At 72.3% G+C, this 15,083-nt stretch carries 13 protein-coding genes; 5 read left to right on the top strand and 8 right to left on the bottom strand.

Annotation, left to right across the window (positions count from 1 at the left end; genetic code table 11):
* Window positions 1-114: 114 nt before the first annotated feature.
* From ACFYXV_RS21565 to pgsA, 4 genes are read right to left on the bottom strand one after another with little or no spacing between them, the layout of a single operon-like run.
* Entirely contained in the window at window positions 115-654 is a 540-nt protein-coding gene (locus tag ACFYXV_RS21565; protein ID WP_383341759.1) for a hypothetical protein, read from the bottom strand.
* Window positions 655-697: 43 nt separating this feature from the next.
* Window positions 698-1,861, bottom strand: coding sequence for a glycosyltransferase family 4 protein (locus tag ACFYXV_RS21560; protein ID WP_383341756.1), 1,164 nt, complete (start codon window positions 1,859-1,861; stop codon window positions 698-700).
* A complete protein-coding gene (locus tag ACFYXV_RS21555) occupies window positions 1,858-2,766 on the bottom strand; it encodes a phosphatidylinositol mannoside acyltransferase (protein WP_385476830.1) in 909 nt (302 codons plus the stop codon). The genes ACFYXV_RS21560 and ACFYXV_RS21555 overlap by 4 nt, the downstream gene beginning before the upstream one ends.
* Complete coding sequence (gene pgsA / locus ACFYXV_RS21550) at window positions 2,766-3,431, bottom strand: phosphatidylinositol phosphate synthase (protein WP_385476826.1); 666 nt, start codon at window positions 3,429-3,431, stop codon at window positions 2,766-2,768. Before pgsA ends, ACFYXV_RS21555 begins: the two co-directional genes overlap by 1 nt.
* Before the next feature lie 243 nt (window positions 3,432-3,674).
* On the opposite strand from pgsA, the gene ACFYXV_RS21545 reads away from it, so the two are divergent.
* Window positions 3,675-5,870 carry an elongation factor G-like protein EF-G2 gene (locus tag ACFYXV_RS21545; RefSeq protein ID WP_385476823.1) on the top strand — a complete coding sequence of 732 codons (2,196 nt, stop codon included), beginning with the start codon at window positions 3,675-3,677 and terminating at the stop codon, window positions 5,868-5,870.
* A 149-nt stretch (window positions 5,871-6,019) separates the two neighbouring features.
* Window positions 6,020-7,684, top strand: a complete 1,665-nt coding sequence (locus tag ACFYXV_RS21540) for a hypothetical protein (protein WP_385476820.1) — start codon at window positions 6,020-6,022, stop codon at window positions 7,682-7,684.
* A 69-nt stretch (window positions 7,685-7,753) separates the two neighbouring features.
* Here the strand turns inward: ACFYXV_RS21540 and ACFYXV_RS21535 are convergent, their stop codons facing one another.
* The gene (locus ACFYXV_RS21535; protein WP_385476817.1) at window positions 7,754-8,314 is read right to left on the bottom strand and encodes an HIT family protein; all 561 of its coding nucleotides are present in this window, start codon (window positions 8,312-8,314) and stop codon (window positions 7,754-7,756) included.
* A 67-nt stretch (window positions 8,315-8,381) separates the two neighbouring features.
* On the opposite strand from ACFYXV_RS21535, the gene ACFYXV_RS21530 reads away from it, so the two are divergent.
* A complete protein-coding gene (locus tag ACFYXV_RS21530) occupies window positions 8,382-9,077 on the top strand; it encodes a potassium channel family protein (RefSeq protein WP_385476814.1) in 696 nt (231 codons plus the stop codon).
* Between the two features lie 9 nt (window positions 9,078-9,086).
* On the opposite strand, the gene thrS is transcribed toward ACFYXV_RS21530, so the two are convergent.
* On the bottom strand, window positions 9,087-11,063 hold the full coding sequence (gene thrS / locus ACFYXV_RS21525) for a threonine--tRNA ligase (protein ID WP_383341735.1): 1,977 nt from the start codon (window positions 11,061-11,063) through the stop codon (window positions 9,087-9,089).
* A 237-nt stretch (window positions 11,064-11,300) separates the two neighbouring features.
* On the opposite strand from thrS, the gene ACFYXV_RS21520 reads away from it, so the two are divergent.
* The gene (locus ACFYXV_RS21520; protein ID WP_385476812.1) at window positions 11,301-11,639 is read left to right on the top strand and encodes a hypothetical protein; all 339 of its coding nucleotides are present in this window, start codon (window positions 11,301-11,303) and stop codon (window positions 11,637-11,639) included.
* Entirely contained in the window at window positions 11,636-13,183 is a 1,548-nt protein-coding gene (locus tag ACFYXV_RS21515) for a caspase domain-containing protein (protein WP_389383762.1), read from the top strand. Before ACFYXV_RS21520 ends, ACFYXV_RS21515 begins: the two co-directional genes overlap by 4 nt.
* 22 nt (window positions 13,184-13,205) lie before the next feature.
* Here the strand turns inward: ACFYXV_RS21515 and ACFYXV_RS21510 are convergent, their stop codons facing one another.
* Both ACFYXV_RS21510 and ACFYXV_RS21505 read right to left on the bottom strand, forming a co-directional pair.
* Window positions 13,206-14,450 (bottom strand): hypothetical protein, encoded by a 1,245-nt coding sequence (locus ACFYXV_RS21510; protein ID WP_385470378.1) that lies wholly within the window; start codon window positions 14,448-14,450, stop codon window positions 13,206-13,208.
* Window positions 14,450-15,040, bottom strand: a complete 591-nt coding sequence (locus ACFYXV_RS21505; protein WP_389383761.1) for a DUF4365 domain-containing protein — start codon at window positions 15,038-15,040, stop codon at window positions 14,450-14,452. The genes ACFYXV_RS21510 and ACFYXV_RS21505 overlap by 1 nt, the downstream gene beginning before the upstream one ends.
* Between the last annotated feature and the right edge of the window lie 43 nt (window positions 15,041-15,083).

Raw genomic sequence — 15,083 nt, 5'->3', positions numbered from 1 at the left:
CCGAGCAAACCGCTCCCGACCAGTCCACCGCAAGGGCCAATGAGGAGCCGGTGGCTCCTTTCAACTTGGCCTTTGGGTACAAGTGGGGGTGACGCGTTCCGCTCAGGGACGTCGCTACGGCCGGTCGGCGAGATCCGCCGGCGGCTCGTCGTCCATCTCGAAGGCGAGCGGGAACGGGGCGTGGCCGGCCAGCCGGAACCAGCGGACCTTGCGGTGCCTGCGCAGCGCGCGGGCGGCCCGTACGGCGTCGTTGTGGAACCGGCGCGCCATGGGCACCCGGCGGACGGCCGCGGCCAGCTCCTCGGCGGCCGCCTCGCCGCCGGGGGCGGCCTTGAGCAGGTCCACCTGGTCGGCGTCGGCGAACACCGCGCGCAGCGCCTGGCTCAGCTCGCTCTCGGCGACCTCGCGCTGCTCCTCCTCGGCCTGGCGGGCGGCGTGGGCGGCCTCGTACAGGACGATCGAGGAAGCGGGGTCGAGCACTCCGGAGGTGGCCACTTCGAGCACCACCGAGGCGCGCCGTACGAGCTGCGCGTCGAGGGCGGCGCGGGCGGCGTCCATCCGCGAGTGGAGCCGGTCCAGCCGTCCGGCGGTCCAGCTGAGGTAGACCCCGATGGCGCCGAGCGCCAGGACGGTCCAGACAAGGGTTTCGATCACGGCCCGCGACAATACCCTCCTCCCGGAGGTGCCCCTCGCGCGGCTACGTGTCCCGGGTCAGGCCCAGGCGGGTGCGCAGGCGCACGCGCTCGTCCGTGGCCACCGCCGCCGCGCCGTCCGTCACCGTCTCGTAGACCGCGAGGATGTCCGCGCCGACCGTCGACCAGTCGAAGCGGCGTACGTGAGCCGAGCCGCGGGCGCTGAGTTCCGCGCGCCGCTCCGGGTCGCCGAGCAGGGCCACCGCGCCGGCGGCCAGCGCGTCGGCGTCCTCGTTGGAGAACAGTTCCCCCGCCGAGCCCTGGTCGAGGACCTGCGCGAACGCGTCCAGGTCGGAGGCCAGCACCGCGGCGCCCGCCGACAGGGCCTCGACCAGGATGATGCCGAAGCTCTCGCCGCCCGTGTTCGGGGCCACGTACACGTCGACGCTGCGCAGCAGCCGCGCCTTGTCCTCGTCGGAGACCATGCCGAGGAATTCCACCCGTCCGCGCAGGTCCGCGGGGAGGGAGGCGACGGCCTCCTCCTCGTCGCCGCGGCCCGCCACGAGCAGCCGTACGCCGGGGCAGGCCTCCACGATCTTGGGGAACGCCGCCATGAGCACGGGGAGGCCCTTGCGCGGCTCGTCGATCCGGCCGATGAAGCCGAGGGTCTGCCCGGACCAGTCGGGGTTCGGCTCGGCCTTGGCGAAGAAGTCCACGTCGACGCCGTTGGGGATGACCACGGCGTCCCCGCCCAGGTGCTCCACGAGCGTGCGGCGCGCGTACTCGCTCACCGCGATCCGCGCGCTGATCTTCTCCAGCGCCGGCTGGAGGATCGGGTACGCGGCGATCATGGCCCGCGAGCGCGGGTTCGAGGTGTGGAAGGTGGCGACGATCGGGCCCTGGGCCGCCCAGCAGGACAGCAGGCCCAGCGAGGGCGAGGCCGGCTCGTGGATGTGGATCACGTCGAAGACGCCGTCGTGCAGCCAGCGCCGTACCCGCGCCGCCGACAGGAAGCCGAAGTTCAGCCGGGCCACCGACCCGTTGTACGGCACCGGCACCGCCCGCCCCGCCGAGACCACGTACGGCGGCAGCGGCGTCTCGTCGTCCGCCGGGGCCAGCACCGACACCTCGTGGCCGAGGCGGATCAGGTGCTCGGCGAGGTCGCGGATGTGGAACTGGACGCCGCCCGGTACGTCCCAGGAGTACGGGCACACGATGCCGATCTTCACTGAGCGCGTTCCTCCAGGTCGTCCAGCCACAGCCGCTGCAGCATGTGCCAGTCCTCCGGGTGCTCGGAGATGCCCGACGCGAAGGCGTCCGCCAGCGCCTGGGTCATGGCGGTGGTCTTCTCGGTCCGGGTACCGGCCTGCGGCACCGTCACCTCGGGGTGGATCCGGCCGTACATCTTGGGCGTGTCCCCGTAGTACAGCGTTGCCGGGAGCAGCACCGCCCCCGTCTGCTGGGCCAGCAGCGCGGGACCGGCCGGCATCCGCGCCGCGGAGCCGAAGAAGTCCACCTCCACGCCGGAGGCGGACAGGTCGCGGTCCGCCACCAGGCAGACCAGCCCGCCGGAGCGGAGCCTGCGGGCGAGGGTGCCGAAGGCGGCGCCGCCCGTGTGCGGCAGGACCTCCATGCCGAGGCTCTCGCGGTAGGCCACGAAGCGGTCGAAGAGGCTCTCGGGCTTGAGCCGCTCGGCGACCGTGGTGAAGGGGACGCCGAGGTGGCCGACGGCCCACGCGCCGGCGAGGTCCCAGTTGGCCAGGTGCGGCAGGGCCACGACGACCCCGCGGCCGGAGGCGAGGGCCTCGCGCAGGATGTGCTCGTCCTTCATCTGGACGTCCTGGCCGAAGCGGCTGGTCTCCATCGTCGGCAGCCGGAAGGATTCCATCCAGTAGCGCATGTACGAGCGCATGCCGGCCTTCGAGAGCTCGCGCAGCCGCTCCGGCCCGGCGTCCGGTACGACGCGGGAGAGGTTCGACTCCAGCCGCAGCACGCTCTTGCCGCGCTTCTTCCACGCGTAGTCGGCGATCCGGCGCCCGAGGGCCACCGCGGCGGGCTCCGGCAGCTTCTTCACCCCGGCCCAGCCGAGGCCGTACACGGCGTCGACCAGCCTGTCCTGCACCCGGCCGGCCATCAGGCCGCGCCGCCTTCGGACACGGCGGCCGCGGCGTCGGCCTCCGCCGCCTCACGGCGTACGGTGACCACCCGCTGGACCAGCGTGACGAGCGAGCCCACCGCGACGACCCACAGCGCGATCGGCAGCAGCACCCCGATCCACGAGGGCACCCCGAAGGTCTGGAGCCCGGACAGACCGGCCGCGACCAGCGAGATCACGAGTCGCTCGGCACGCTCGATGAGCCCGTTGACGGCCACCGGCAGCCCGATCGACTCGCCGCGGGCCTTCGTGTACGAGACCACCTGGCCGCTGGCCAGGCAGAAGATCGCCACCGCGCACAGCACGTTGTCGTTCCCGTTGCCCGCGTACCAGAGCGCGAGGCCGCCGAAGATCGCCGCGTCGGCCACCCGGTCGAGCGTGGAGTCGAGGAAGGCGCCCCAGCGGCTGGAGACGCCCGCCTGGCGGGCCATGTTCCCGTCCACCAGGTCGGAGAACACGAACAGGGTGATGGTGATGGTGCCCCAGAAGAACTCCCCCCGGGGGAAGAAGACCAGTGCTCCCGCCACCACTCCGGCCGTGCCGATCAGGGTGACCGCGTCCGGGCTCACCCCCCGCCGGAGGAGGAACGCGGCGAATGGCGTGAGAACACGCGTGAAGAAAGCACGCGCGTACTTGTTCAGCATGGCCTTCCCGGAGGGTCGCTGGGCCGCGCGGCCACATCGGCCACCGGCTGGCCCATCGTAGCCAGCGCCCCGGGCCCCCGGCGCCGCGCACCCACCGGTTGGGGCCGGGCAATCGCCTGTCCGTCCTCCTGTCGTGCTCCGGACAGCGGCGAGTACTACGTATGGACGCAGTGTGACGCCGGTGCAAAGCTCGAAGGACCCCGATTCCACCTCCTCACCGTCGCACCGGGAGGCACGAGCATCATGGGAGCCACATCACACCAAGCCGGAGCCGCCGGCAGGGCACCGACGGCCGACCGCCCGTCGTCGCTCCGCAACGTCGTGCTGGTCGGCCACACCGGATCCGGCAAGACCACGCTGGTCGAGGCCCTCGCCCTGACCGCGGGCGCCGTCAACCGGGCCGGCCGGGTCGAGGACGGCACCGCCGTCTCCGACTACGACGAGATCGAACACCGGCAGCAGCGTTCCGTACAGCTGTCCCTGGTCCCCGTCGAATGGGCCGGGATCAAGATCAACATCCTGGACACCCCCGGATACGCCGATTTCGTCGGCGAACTCAGGGCCGGTCTGCGCGCGGCGGACGCGGCCCTCTTCGTCGTCTCCTCCTCGGACGGCATCGACGGCGCCACCCGCATGCTCTGGGACGAGTGCGCGGCCGTGGGCATGCCCCGCGCCATCGTCGTCACCCATCTGGAGGCGGCCCGCGCCGACTACGCGCAGATGACCACGGTCTGCGGCGAGATCTTCGGAGCCGAGGACCCCGACGCCGTCATCCCGCTCTACCTGCCCCTGTACGGACCCCCCGGCCCCGACGGGCACGCGCCGGTCGCCGGCCTCCTCGGCCTGCTCTCGCGGCGCGTGTACGACTACACCTCCGGGGAGCGCGTGGAGCGCGACCCCGAGCCCGCCGAGCTCGACCTCATCTCCGACGCCCGCTCCCGCCTGATCGAGGGGATCATCGCGGAGAGCGAGGACGAGAGCCTCATGGACCGCTACCTCGGCGGCGAGGACATCGATTTCAAGACCCTCGTCGACGATCTGGAGCGCGCCGTCGCCCGCGGCACCTTCCACCCCGTCCTGATGGCCGCCCCCGCCGCCGACGGCGCCCGCCAGGGCCTCGGCACCGTGGAACTGCTGGAACTGATCACCGGCGGCTTCCCCACCCCGCTGGAGCGGGCCGCCGTGGCCGTCACCGCCCCCGACGGCGGCGAGCGCCCGGACGTCACCTGCGATCCCGACGGCCCGCTGGTCGCCGAGGTGGTCAAGACCTCCTCCGACCCCTACGTCGGGCGCGTCTCCCTCGTCCGGGTCTTCTCCGGCACCCTGCGCCCCGAGGAGACCGTGCACGTCAGCGGGCACGGCCTGGCCGACCGGGGGCACGAGGACCACGACGTCGACGAGCGGATCGGCACCCTCACCTCGCCCTTCGGCAAACAGCAGCGCACCCTCACCCGGGTCATCGCCGGGGACCTCGCCTGCGTGGCCAAACTCACCCGCGCCGAGACCGGCGACACCCTCTCGGCCAAGGACCGGCCCCTGCTCATGGAGCCCTGGCCGATGCCCGACCCGCTGCTCCCCCTCGCCATCGCCGCCCACAGCAAGGCCGACGAGGACAAGCTCTCCCAGGGCCTGGCCCGGCTCGTCGCCGAGGACCCCACGATGCGGCTGGAGCAGAACCCGGACACCCACCAGCTCGTCCTGTGGTGCCTGGGCGAGGCCCACCAGGACGTGGCCCTCGAACGCCTGCGCAGCCGCTACGGGGTCCAGGTCGACCCCGTCCCGCACAAGGTGAGCCTGCGCGAGACCTTCGGCGCCAAGGCGGCCGGACGCGGCCGGCACGTCAAACAGTCCGGCGGGCACGGCCAGTTCGCCATCTGCGAGATCGAGGTGGAACCGCTCCCGCCGGGCAGCGGCATCGAGTTCGTCGACAAGGTCGTCGGGGGCGCGGTGCCCCGCCAGTTCATCCCGTCCGTCGAGAAGGGCGTGCGCACGCAGGCCGCCCGCGGGGTCGCGGCCGGCCATCCGCTGGTCGACGTGCGCATCACCCTGCTCGACGGCAAGGCGCACTCGGTGGACTCCTCCGACGCCGCCTTCCAGACCGCCGGGGCGCTCGCCCTGCGCGAGGCGGCCGCCGAGGCCCGCATCCACCTCCTCGAACCGGTGGCCGAGCTCTGCGTCCTCGTGCCCGACGAGTACGTCGGCCCGGTCATGAGCGACCTCGCGGGCCGCCGCGGCCGCGTCGTCGGCACCGAACAGGCGGGCGCCGGCCGCACGGAGGTCCGCGCCGAGATCCCCGAGATCGAGATCGGCCGGTACGCCGTCGAACTGCGCTCGGTGTCGCACGGCACGGGCCGGTTCACCCGCGCCTACGCCCGCCACGAGCCCATGCCGCCCCAGATCGCCGACAAGGTGCGGGAACAGGCCGAGAAGGGAACCTGATCGGCACAGCGCCGGGGCCTTCCCGGCGGCCGCCCACCCAAGCCGCTTGCGGTGGGCGGCATTTCCCTGTCCCATGACCATGGGAAGAGATACGCCGATAGGCTCATCTGCGCGGCAAAAGAGCACAACGCACAGCGATGGGGGCAACGGTGGCGGACGACGGATTCGACTTCAGGCCCGGGGCGCAGATCCCCCTCCAGGGGGGCGGCGGGCAGACCGCGGCGACCAACGCCCTCGCGTCGGCCGCGTACCGGGACGGCGGCAACGACACGAAGCTGTCCGACATACTCAAGGCCGACAACGAGTACCACAAGTCCACGGTCAAGCCCCCGAAGATCTCGCTCTTCGAGCCCAACCTGGGCGAGGCGTTCTGCCGTGCCGTCGAGGCCCGCACCCTCGGCTCCGGCCGCAAACCGCTCATCCAGTCCTTCGGCCTCGACCCGCAGACCGTCGTCGAGCACTGCCTGGCAGCCTCGCGCATCCGCAAGGAGCGCGACCGCAAGCTGCGCCTGATCATGCTCGTCGCCGGGGTGCTCTTCCTGCCCGGCCTCCTGCTGTGGCTGGGCCTCTTCCAGCTCCGCAAGACGCTGTCCAAGGGGGACGGCAAGCGGTCGTGGCTGGGCACCCTGCTGCTCGTGGGCGTCGCCGTCATAGCGGCCGTGCTGATGTTCCGGCTGCCGTTCACCGGCTTCCTCGGCCTCTACCTGCGCGGCATGATCATCGCCCCGGCCGTGGGCTGGCTCCTCGCCCGTCGGATCTGCGAGGCCACCGCCGCCGACCTGCGCTCGCGCTGGGACGGACTGCTGGCCGGCAGCGGCATCGGCGCGAAGATCCCGGAGGCGGTGCCCGGAAACCCCGACGAGAAGGCCCGCGAGGACCTGCGGCACTCGCTCGCCAAACTCACGGCCGAGGACCGCAGCAACTCCGTCTTCTACGCCGGCCCCAAGGGCATCCTCGGCATGGGCACCCGCTGGGGCAGCTGGCAGATGGCCGAGGAGCTCGTGCCCAAGACCGAGGGCATGGAGATCCACCCGTTCCGCAGCTGGGACGTCATACGCGCGGTCGACACCGAACTGCGCAAGCTGGAGCGCGGCCCGCTGCACACCGGCGGCCTGCCGCCCGCCGTGATCCAGCACTGGATCGTCACCCCGGTCGGCGAAGGCGCCGGGGAGGTGGCGCGTCCCACCGGAGCCGACGTGGACACCTTCCTCGTCAAGCCGCACGAGATCACCCGGATCTGCAACGAGCAGCAGTTCAGCGGCGGCAACCGGCACTACCTCGGCATCCAGTACCCGCTCTGGGACGGCCAGTTGGTGATCACCATGCTGGTGACGGTCACCGTGCTGTACAAGACCCTGCGCGTCGAGGTGACCGGCCACGCGCTCGGGCCGGTGCACGGCCTGTTCACCAGCAAGTCGGCGGCACCGAAGGTCGAGGTCCCGAAGTCCGTCCGGTTCTGGGAGACCGTCGAGCGGCCCCTGCCGCTGGTGGACGCCCAGGAGGTGGTCCGCCTCGCCGTCCGCGCCCCGCTGACCTGGTTCCCGCCGATCCTCGACTTCTTCGGGGGCAAGCTGGTCCTGCCCGAGCCCTTCGGCCTGCGCCACGTCTGGGCGGGCCAGCCCTGGCGCCACCGCTTCATGGCGGACGACGCCCTGCGCGCCGCGACCCCGGTCCTGCGGGCCGTGCACGCGGCGGCGCTGCGGGTGCTGGAGGAGAACGGCGCCGACATCGACCGCTTCAGCAACCGCTCGATGATCGTCAGCGGACTCGTCCAGGACGCCGCCCCGCGCAAGGCGGACGCGTACGACGCCTAGACGAAGAGGTCCCGGATCCGGTGCGCGGCCCCGGGACCTCCCGGCCGTTCTCCTGGTTTCGGCCCCGCCCTAGCCGACGGGCCAGGCGTCGGCGAGCATCTGGCGGGTGTCCGCGAGGAGTTGGGGCAGCACCTTCGTGTGGCCGACGACCGGCATGAAGTTCGTGTCCCCGCCCCAGCGGGGCACGATGTGCTGGTGCAGGTGAGCCGCGATGCCGGCTCCCGCGACCGTGCCCTGGTTCATGCCGATGTTGAACCCGTGCGCCCCGGAGGCCTTGCGCAGTGCGACCATCGCCCGCTTGGTGAGATCGGCCAGCTCGGCCGTCTCGGCGGCGTCGAGCTCCGTGTAGTCGGCGACGTGCCGGTACGGAACGACCATCAGGTGACCGCCGTTGTACGGGTAGAGGTTCAGCACGGCGTAGACGTGCTTGCCCCGGGCCACGACCAGGCCGTCCTGGTCGGACATCTCCGGAATCCCGCAGAAGGGACAGCCGTCTCCGGCCTCCGGGCCGGTCGGCTTGTTCTCCCCCTGGATGTAGGCCATCCGGTGGGGCGTCCACAGACGCTGGAACGCGTCCTGCGTGCCCACACCGATCTGCTGCTCCGGCTCAGTCGTCATGGGATGCAGCATATGACCTTGCCCCTCGGCGGCGTGTCGCCGGGGCGGGGACCGGTGGGCGGGACGCGATGCTGGCCCCATGCACGTTGAAGCCGAGACCCCCGACGTCGCCTGGGAGCGCCGTACCGAGATCCCGCTCTTCTACCTCTCGCTGGTCTTCCTCGCCGGGTACGCGATCCGCGTGCTCGCCCACACCCACACCCTCTGGCGCGACATCGCCGCGATCACCGTCGTGCTGACCTGGCTCTGCTTCATCGTGGACTACGTGGTGCGCCTGGTCCTGAGCCGCCAGCGGCCGCTGCGGTTCATCCGCCGCCACTGGCTGGACACCTTGATCGTCATCCTGCCGACGCTGCGGGCGCTGCGCATGGTCAAGGTCCACGACGCGGTCATGAACAAGAGGCGGGACCGCCCGCACCGCAGCCTGTACCCGCGCGTGATCACGTACGCCGGCCTCTCGTCGCTGCTGCTCGGCTTCTCCGGCTCGCTGGGCCTGTACGACTCCGAGCGGCGGGACCCTCAGTCCCCGATCCAGACGTTCGGGGACTCGCTGTGGTGCGTGGTCCAGACGCTGACGACGGTCGGCTACGGAGACGTGGCCCCCGTGACCGTGTCGGGGCGTCTGATCGCGACCACCTTGATGATGTTCGGCCTGGGCCTGCTGGGGGCGGTCACGGGTTCCTTCTCGTCCTGGCTGATCCAGATCTTCCGCCAGGACGACGAGGAGGGGCCCCCGGGGGACGAACCTCCCCCCGGGGGCCCCTCACGGAGCTGACGGCGCCGGTCAGACCTGGACGCGGTCCTCGACGACCTTGGCCAGCTTGGCCAGGGCCTCGTCCTTGGCGATGCCGTTCTCCTGCGAACCGTCGCGGTAGCGGAAGGAGACGGTGCCCGCGGCCATGTCCTCGTCACCGACGATGATCATGAACGGGACCTTGAGCTTCTGGTGGTTGCGGATCTTCTTCTGCATGCGGTCGGAGGAGGCGTCCACCTCGACCCGCAGGCCCTTCTTCTTCGCCTCGGCGGCGAACTCCTGAAGGTACTCCACGTGCCCGTCGCCGATCGGGATGCCGACGGCCTGGACCGGGGCCAGCCACGGCGGCATGGCGCCCGCGTAGTGCTCCAGCAGTACGGCGAAGAACCGCTCGATGGAGCCGAACAGCGCACGGTGGATCATGACCGGGCGCTGGCGCGAGCCGTCCGGGGCGGTGTACTCCAGGTTGAAGCGCTCCGGCAGGTTGAAGTCCAGCTGCACGGTCGACATCTGCCAGGTACGGCCGATGGCGTCGCGCGCCTGCACCGAGATCTTCGGGCCGTAGAAGGCCGCGCCGCCCGGGTCGGGGGTCAGCGGGAGGCCCTGCTTCTCGGCGACCTGCTGGAGGACCGCGGTGGCCTCCTCCCAGACCTCGTCCGAGCCGACGAACTTCTCCGGGTCCTTGGTGGACAGCTCCAGGTAGAAGTCGGTCAGACCGTAGTCGCGCAGCAGGTTCAGCACGAAGGTGAGGGTCCGGTCGAGCTCGTCGGCCATCTGCTCGCGGGTGCAGTAGATGTGCGCGTCGTCCTGGGTGAACCCGCGGGCACGGGTCAGGCCGTGCACGACGCCCGACTTCTCGTACCGGTACACGGTGCCGAACTCGAACAGGCGCAGCGGGAGCTCACGGTACGAGCGGCCGCGCGCGTCGAAGATCAGGTTGTGCATCGGGCAGTTCATGGGCTTGAGGTAGTAGTCGGTACCACCGTCGAGCTGCATGGGGGGGTACATGCCCTCCGCGTACCAGTCCAGGTGGCCGCTCTTCTCGAAGAGGGCGCCCTTGGTGGCGTGCGGGGAGTAGACGAACTCGTAGCCCTCCTCCTCGTGCCGGCGGCGCGAGTAGTCCTCCATGGTCCGGCGGATGATGCCGCCGCGCGGGTGGAAGACGGCGAGGCCGGAGCCGATCTCGTCGGGGACGGAGAAGAGGTCGAGCTCGTTGCCGAGCTTGCGGTGGTCGCGCTTCTCGGCCTCGGCGAGGAAGTCGAGGTGGGCCTTCAGCTCTTCCTTCGAGGGCCAGGCGGTGCCGTAGATGCGCTGGAGCATCGGGTTCTTCTCGCTGCCGCGCCAGTAGGCGGCGGCGTTGCGCATCAGCTTGAACGCCGGGATGTTGCGGGTGGTGGGCAGGTGGGGACCGCGGCAGAGGTCCTTCCAGCACAGCTCGCCGGTCTTGGCGTCGAGGTTGTCGTAGATGGTCAGCTCGCCGCCGCCCACCTCGACGTTCGCACCGTCGTCGGTCGACGCCGAACCCTTGATGCCGATGAGCTCCAGCTTGTACGGCTCGTCGGAGAGCTCCTCGCGGGCCGCCTCGTCGGTGACCACGCGGCGGGAGAAGCGCTGGCCGCGCTTCTGGATCTCCTGCATCTTCTTCTCGACGGCCTTCAGGTCCTCCGGGGTGAAGGGCCGGGCCACGTCGAAGTCGTAGTAGAAGCCGTCCCGGACCGGCGGGCCGATGCCGAGCTTGGCCTCGGGGAAGAGCTCCTGCACGGCCTGCGCCATGACGTGCGCGGTCGAGTGGCGCAGGATGTTCAGGCCGTCCTCGGAGGAGATCTCCACCGGCTCGACGGTCTCGCCGTCCTTCACCTCGTACGAGAGGTCCTTGAGCTCGCCCGCGACCCGCGCGGCGACGATGGTGCGCTCGCCGGCGAAGAGCTCGGCCGCCGTAGTGCCCGTGGCCACCACGCGCTCGTCCCGCTCGGAATCGCGTTGGATGATCACACGGACGTCTGACACCGGTCTCTCCTGACTCAGGGGGTGCGCGAGCGAACGCCGCGCGCCTGAATCGTACCGAGCCGAGGGGCCTCGCCGCGAAACGGTTACGGCCGCTGTCCGCGCGGGGGCGCGAGCCCGTCGCGGTCGGAGAGGGGGATGCGGTGACTCTCGCCGATATCGCCGTCGGCGGCCGCCGCGCGTGACTAGCATGAGCGGCCGGCGAGTTGCGATTCCCGGGGGTGTTCCATGATCGTGCGGGTGGGTTTGATCGGCGACGAGGCGGGCGACGAGATGCGCCGGCTGGAGCAGTGGCTGCGCCAGGACCCGGACCTCGGGCGGGTCACCATCACCGCCCGGGCCGCGCCGGCCGGCGAGGGTGACATGGGCCCGGTCACGGAGGCCCTCCAGCTGCTGCTCGAACCGCAGGGAGTGCTCACCGCCGTGGCCGCCTCCCTCGGCACCTGGGCGGGGGTGCGGCGCCGGCCGGTGCGCATCCGCGTGCGCAGCGGCGAGAAAGAGGTCGAGATCGACGCCTCCCGGCTCCAGGACCCGGACGAGGTGGCCGTGCGGATCGTGCGCGAGCTGGACGGTCGGTGACCGGGCCCTCCTTCCCGCCGTACGCGTCCGCGCGCGCCGTACTGATCGGCTCCGGCACGTACGAGTCGCGGGGCCTCACGGCGATCCCCCACTCCGCGCGCAACATCCGCGCCCTTGAGGGCGTCATCACGGACCGGACGCTGGGCGGCTTCGCGGCGGCGGACGTGTGTCTGGTGGACGATCCCCACAAGCCCCACGACGTCATGGACCCCGTGACGGCCGCCGCCGAACAGGCGCGGGACGTCCTGCTGGTCTACTACAGCGGCCACGGACTGCTGACGACCGCCGGCGACCTCCACCTCAGCCTCATGGCGAGCGAGCCCGGCCAGGAGTGGACCAGCCTGCCGTTCTCCTACCTGGCGGGCGCCGTCAAGCAGTCGCGCGCGGACGTCAAGATCGTGATCCTCGACGCCTGTTACAGCGGTCGCGCGCACTCCGACCTCATGGGCGCCGAGTCCCGGCTGGTGCGGGACCAGCTGTCCGCGTTCAAGGGCGTGTACTCCCTGACCTCGGCTCCGGGGCACCGGACCTCGAAGGCTCCGCCGGGGGCCGTCCACAGCACGTTCACCGGCTGCCTGCTGGCCGTCGCGCGCGAGGGGGTCGCGGGCGGCGGGCCGGTGCTGACCCTGAGCGACCTCTACGAGCAGGTACGCCGGCGGATGTGGTCCTCGGACTCCGCGCTGCCGGAGGAGTGCGGGAAGACGGGCGCGGGAGCCCTCCCCTTCCTGCACAACCGGGCCTTCAGCCCGCCGGCCCCGAAGTCCGCCCCGCCCCCGCCGCCGGCCACCGCCCCACCGCCCGCCGCGGGCCGGCGGCCGGCCCCGGGGACCCCGCCGGTTCCGCGGGCCGCCACGCACCCGGACGGGCCCTCCTTCACCACCGTCCAGGCCGGCGGCTACCGCATTCGGGAGGTCAACGCCCGACTGGCCGAGGTCGTCGCCGCGGTGGCCGACCCCGTCCTCTGGTCGCGGGAGGGCCCGCCCTACTTCCGGACCGAGTCGGGCCGCAAGTACCACGGGTACGAGGTCACGGAGGTGGACGCCTACATCGACGGCCACCGCCGTCCGCCCACCACCTTCGCGGACGCCCTGCGCCTCGTCTTGCTGCTCCAGCGCTTCACGTTCCTGCGGGACGGCTGGCGGCCGGGGTTGCCGGCCTCGGTGCAGAGGTCGCGCTACGGCATGGCGGAGGGCGAGCGGCTGGTGGGCCGTGCCGCGGACGGCGCGTCCCGCGCCGTCGTGTTCACCGACACCCACCTGTGCGTCCGCAACTTCCAGGACCTCCTGAGGGTCCCGTACTCCCGGCTCGCGGCCCTCTCGCTGTCCGTCGAGACCCATGAGGAACGCGTGGTGACCGTCACCGATCAGGCGGGAATCGCCGAGGACGTGCTCATCTACACGACGACCCTGCGGTTCGGGGGAGAACGGATGGAGATCAGGGAGGGCTCGAACCACCCGGTCCTGTCGGCGCTGCGCCGCTTCCTGCCGGCGATGGCCGCCGTCCGCACCCGCCACCCCGCGTGCTTCGACGGGCTCCTCCCCTGATCGCCGGCGGGCAGGACGTCCGCTAATCGTCGGTGGGGAGGACGTCCGCGGGGTCCAGTGCTTCGTCCAGCGACTTCATCAGCCGGTCCCGCTCCACCTCGTCCATCGGCACCGGCGACACGTCCGTGGCGCCGGTCAGCCGCCGGAAGCCGCCCCGGCGCTGGAGCCGCCCGCTCACCCGGATCGGGACGCCGACGAGGTGCGCGTGCCCCGCCACCCGGTACGCCTCCTCGTCCAGCACCGCCCGTACGTACGGCACCTCCGCCCCCGCCAGCACCCGCAGCCGGATCGTGCCCCCGCCGCCCGGCGCGGAGCGCCGCATCCGGACCACCGCCCCCGCCACCCGCACCGGCACCGCCGGTTCGTCCCGGGTGTAGCGCGCCGCCGCCTCCCGGAGCACCGGCAGGTCCCCCGGCGAGAACTCCACCGGCTCGGGGCGCGCCGCGCACCCCGCCGGCACCCCCGCCGCCGGCGCCCAGGCCAACGCGATCCGGGCCCCCTCCGAGCCGCGCACCAGCGCGATCAGCGCGTCCGCCAGCTCCCGGCTGACCCCGGCCTCGACGGCCGCGTCGAAGGCCTCCATGCCGCCGGTGGCCCGCCGGTAGTCGACGGCCTCCCGCGCCGCGTGCAGCGCGTGGTGCAGCCGGGTCACGGTGCCCCGGCCGCCGTCCACCGGAACGTACGCGGTGAGCGTGCGCCCGCCGGGTACCGGCCCCACCAGGACCCCGTCCAGGGCGCGTTCGGCCTGGCCGCGATGGCGGGCGCCGTAGTACCCGGCCCTGGCCCGGTCCGCGAGGGCTCCGGCCAGCAGCAGCTGCCGGGCGGCCGAGCGCAGCTGCTCCTGCACGGTCCAGGCCGCCGAGCCCTGCGGTCCGTACGGTCCCTCGGGGCCCTCCGGGATGCGCCGCTCCCAGCGGATCTCGTCGCTGGGCACGCTCAGTCCGTACAGCACCTCCCGCGCGGAGGGCAGCGCGCTGCGCGAGAGCGCCGTCAGCGCCTCCTCCAGCAGGTCGGCGCAGTCGGGAAAGGCCCGGCTCTCCGGGACGAGGAGGCTGGCGCCCGCGCCGCCCGGCCCGTGGAGGGCGGGCGGCGTCCAGCGCCCGTACCGCCCCGCGGCCCCGCCCCGGCGCTGCCAGCCGTGCCGGTGCAGCAGGGCCCCCAGCACGGCGGGGTCGACGTGCGCGGGATCGGGCGTCCCGGAGTCGGAGAAGTCCCCGTACTCCGGCGGGGACGTCAGCGGTTCCAGGTTCGGTGAGTGCCAGTGCATCAAGGTGTCCCTCCCGACCCGACCCGGGTCATGATCTCGCACAGCGCCCGGTCGTCGAAGATCCGCGTGGTCGGGATCCTCACGGTGGTCCGGCGCCGGCCGGTCACGGGGTGCCCGGCGAGGTTGGTCCAGTAGCAGCAGTGCCGCAGGTCGAGCCGGTCGTGGCCGGCGGCGAGCCACTGGTCGCGCTCTCGCGGGACGAGCATCACGACGAGGATCTTGTGGACGGCGACCGGTGTGCGGGCCAGCTTCACCAGGTGCTCGTTGTCGAGCGTGAACGCGAAGGTGGGCCCCGCCGGTCTGGGCGGTACCTGGTAGGTCGCCTTCAGCTGCACCTTGATGGTGACCTCGTCGTCGACGAGGTGCTCGGGCGCGCCGTGGTTGACCTGCCAGTCGATGCCGTTGTCCGGAAAGGGCTGGGAGAGCGAGCAGCCGGCCGCGGCCGCGACGGCGTGCAGGTATCCCACCTGGAGGGTCTCCATGCAGGCGGTGGTGGCGAGCGTGCCGCGCAGGGGCCCGGTCCGGTCCGCGTCGCGCGGTCCGGTCCGCCCCGCCAGCACCCCGCCCGGTTCGGGCTGCGCGAGCGCCATGGCCGGCTCCCCATGCCTTCCGGGCTCTGCCGAATGAGGGTGG

Origin of the sequence: Streptomyces sp. NPDC002181, assembly GCF_042890485.1 — a bacterium.
In the GTDB taxonomy this organism is placed as follows: Bacteria; Actinomycetota; Actinomycetes; order Streptomycetales; family Streptomycetaceae; genus Streptomyces.
The sequence above is the reverse complement of the archived record's forward strand: the minus strand, read 5'-3'. Positions and strand labels throughout refer to the sequence as shown.

Coding starts and splice junctions, on each gene's coding strand:
- ACFYXV_RS21555 (WP_385476830.1), bottom strand. CDS start 2,766: ATGGCCGGCCGGGTGCAGGACAGGCTGGTCGACGCCGTGTACGGCCTC.
- pgsA (WP_385476826.1), bottom strand. CDS start 3,431: ATGCTGAACAAGTACGCGCGTGCTTTCTTCACGCGTGTTCTCACGCCA.
- ACFYXV_RS21545 (WP_385476823.1), top strand. CDS start 3,675: ATGGGAGCCACATCACACCAAGCCGGAGCCGCCGGCAGGGCACCGACG.
- ACFYXV_RS21535 (WP_385476817.1), bottom strand. CDS start 8,314: ATGCTGCATCCCATGACGACTGAGCCGGAGCAGCAGATCGGTGTGGGC.
- ACFYXV_RS21530 (WP_385476814.1), top strand. CDS start 8,382: ATGCACGTTGAAGCCGAGACCCCCGACGTCGCCTGGGAGCGCCGTACC.
- ACFYXV_RS21510 (WP_385470378.1), bottom strand. CDS start 14,450: ATGCACTGGCACTCACCGAACCTGGAACCGCTGACGTCCCCGCCGGAG.
- ACFYXV_RS21505 (WP_389383761.1), bottom strand. CDS start 15,040: ATGGCGCTCGCGCAGCCCGAACCGGGCGGGGTGCTGGCGGGGCGGACC.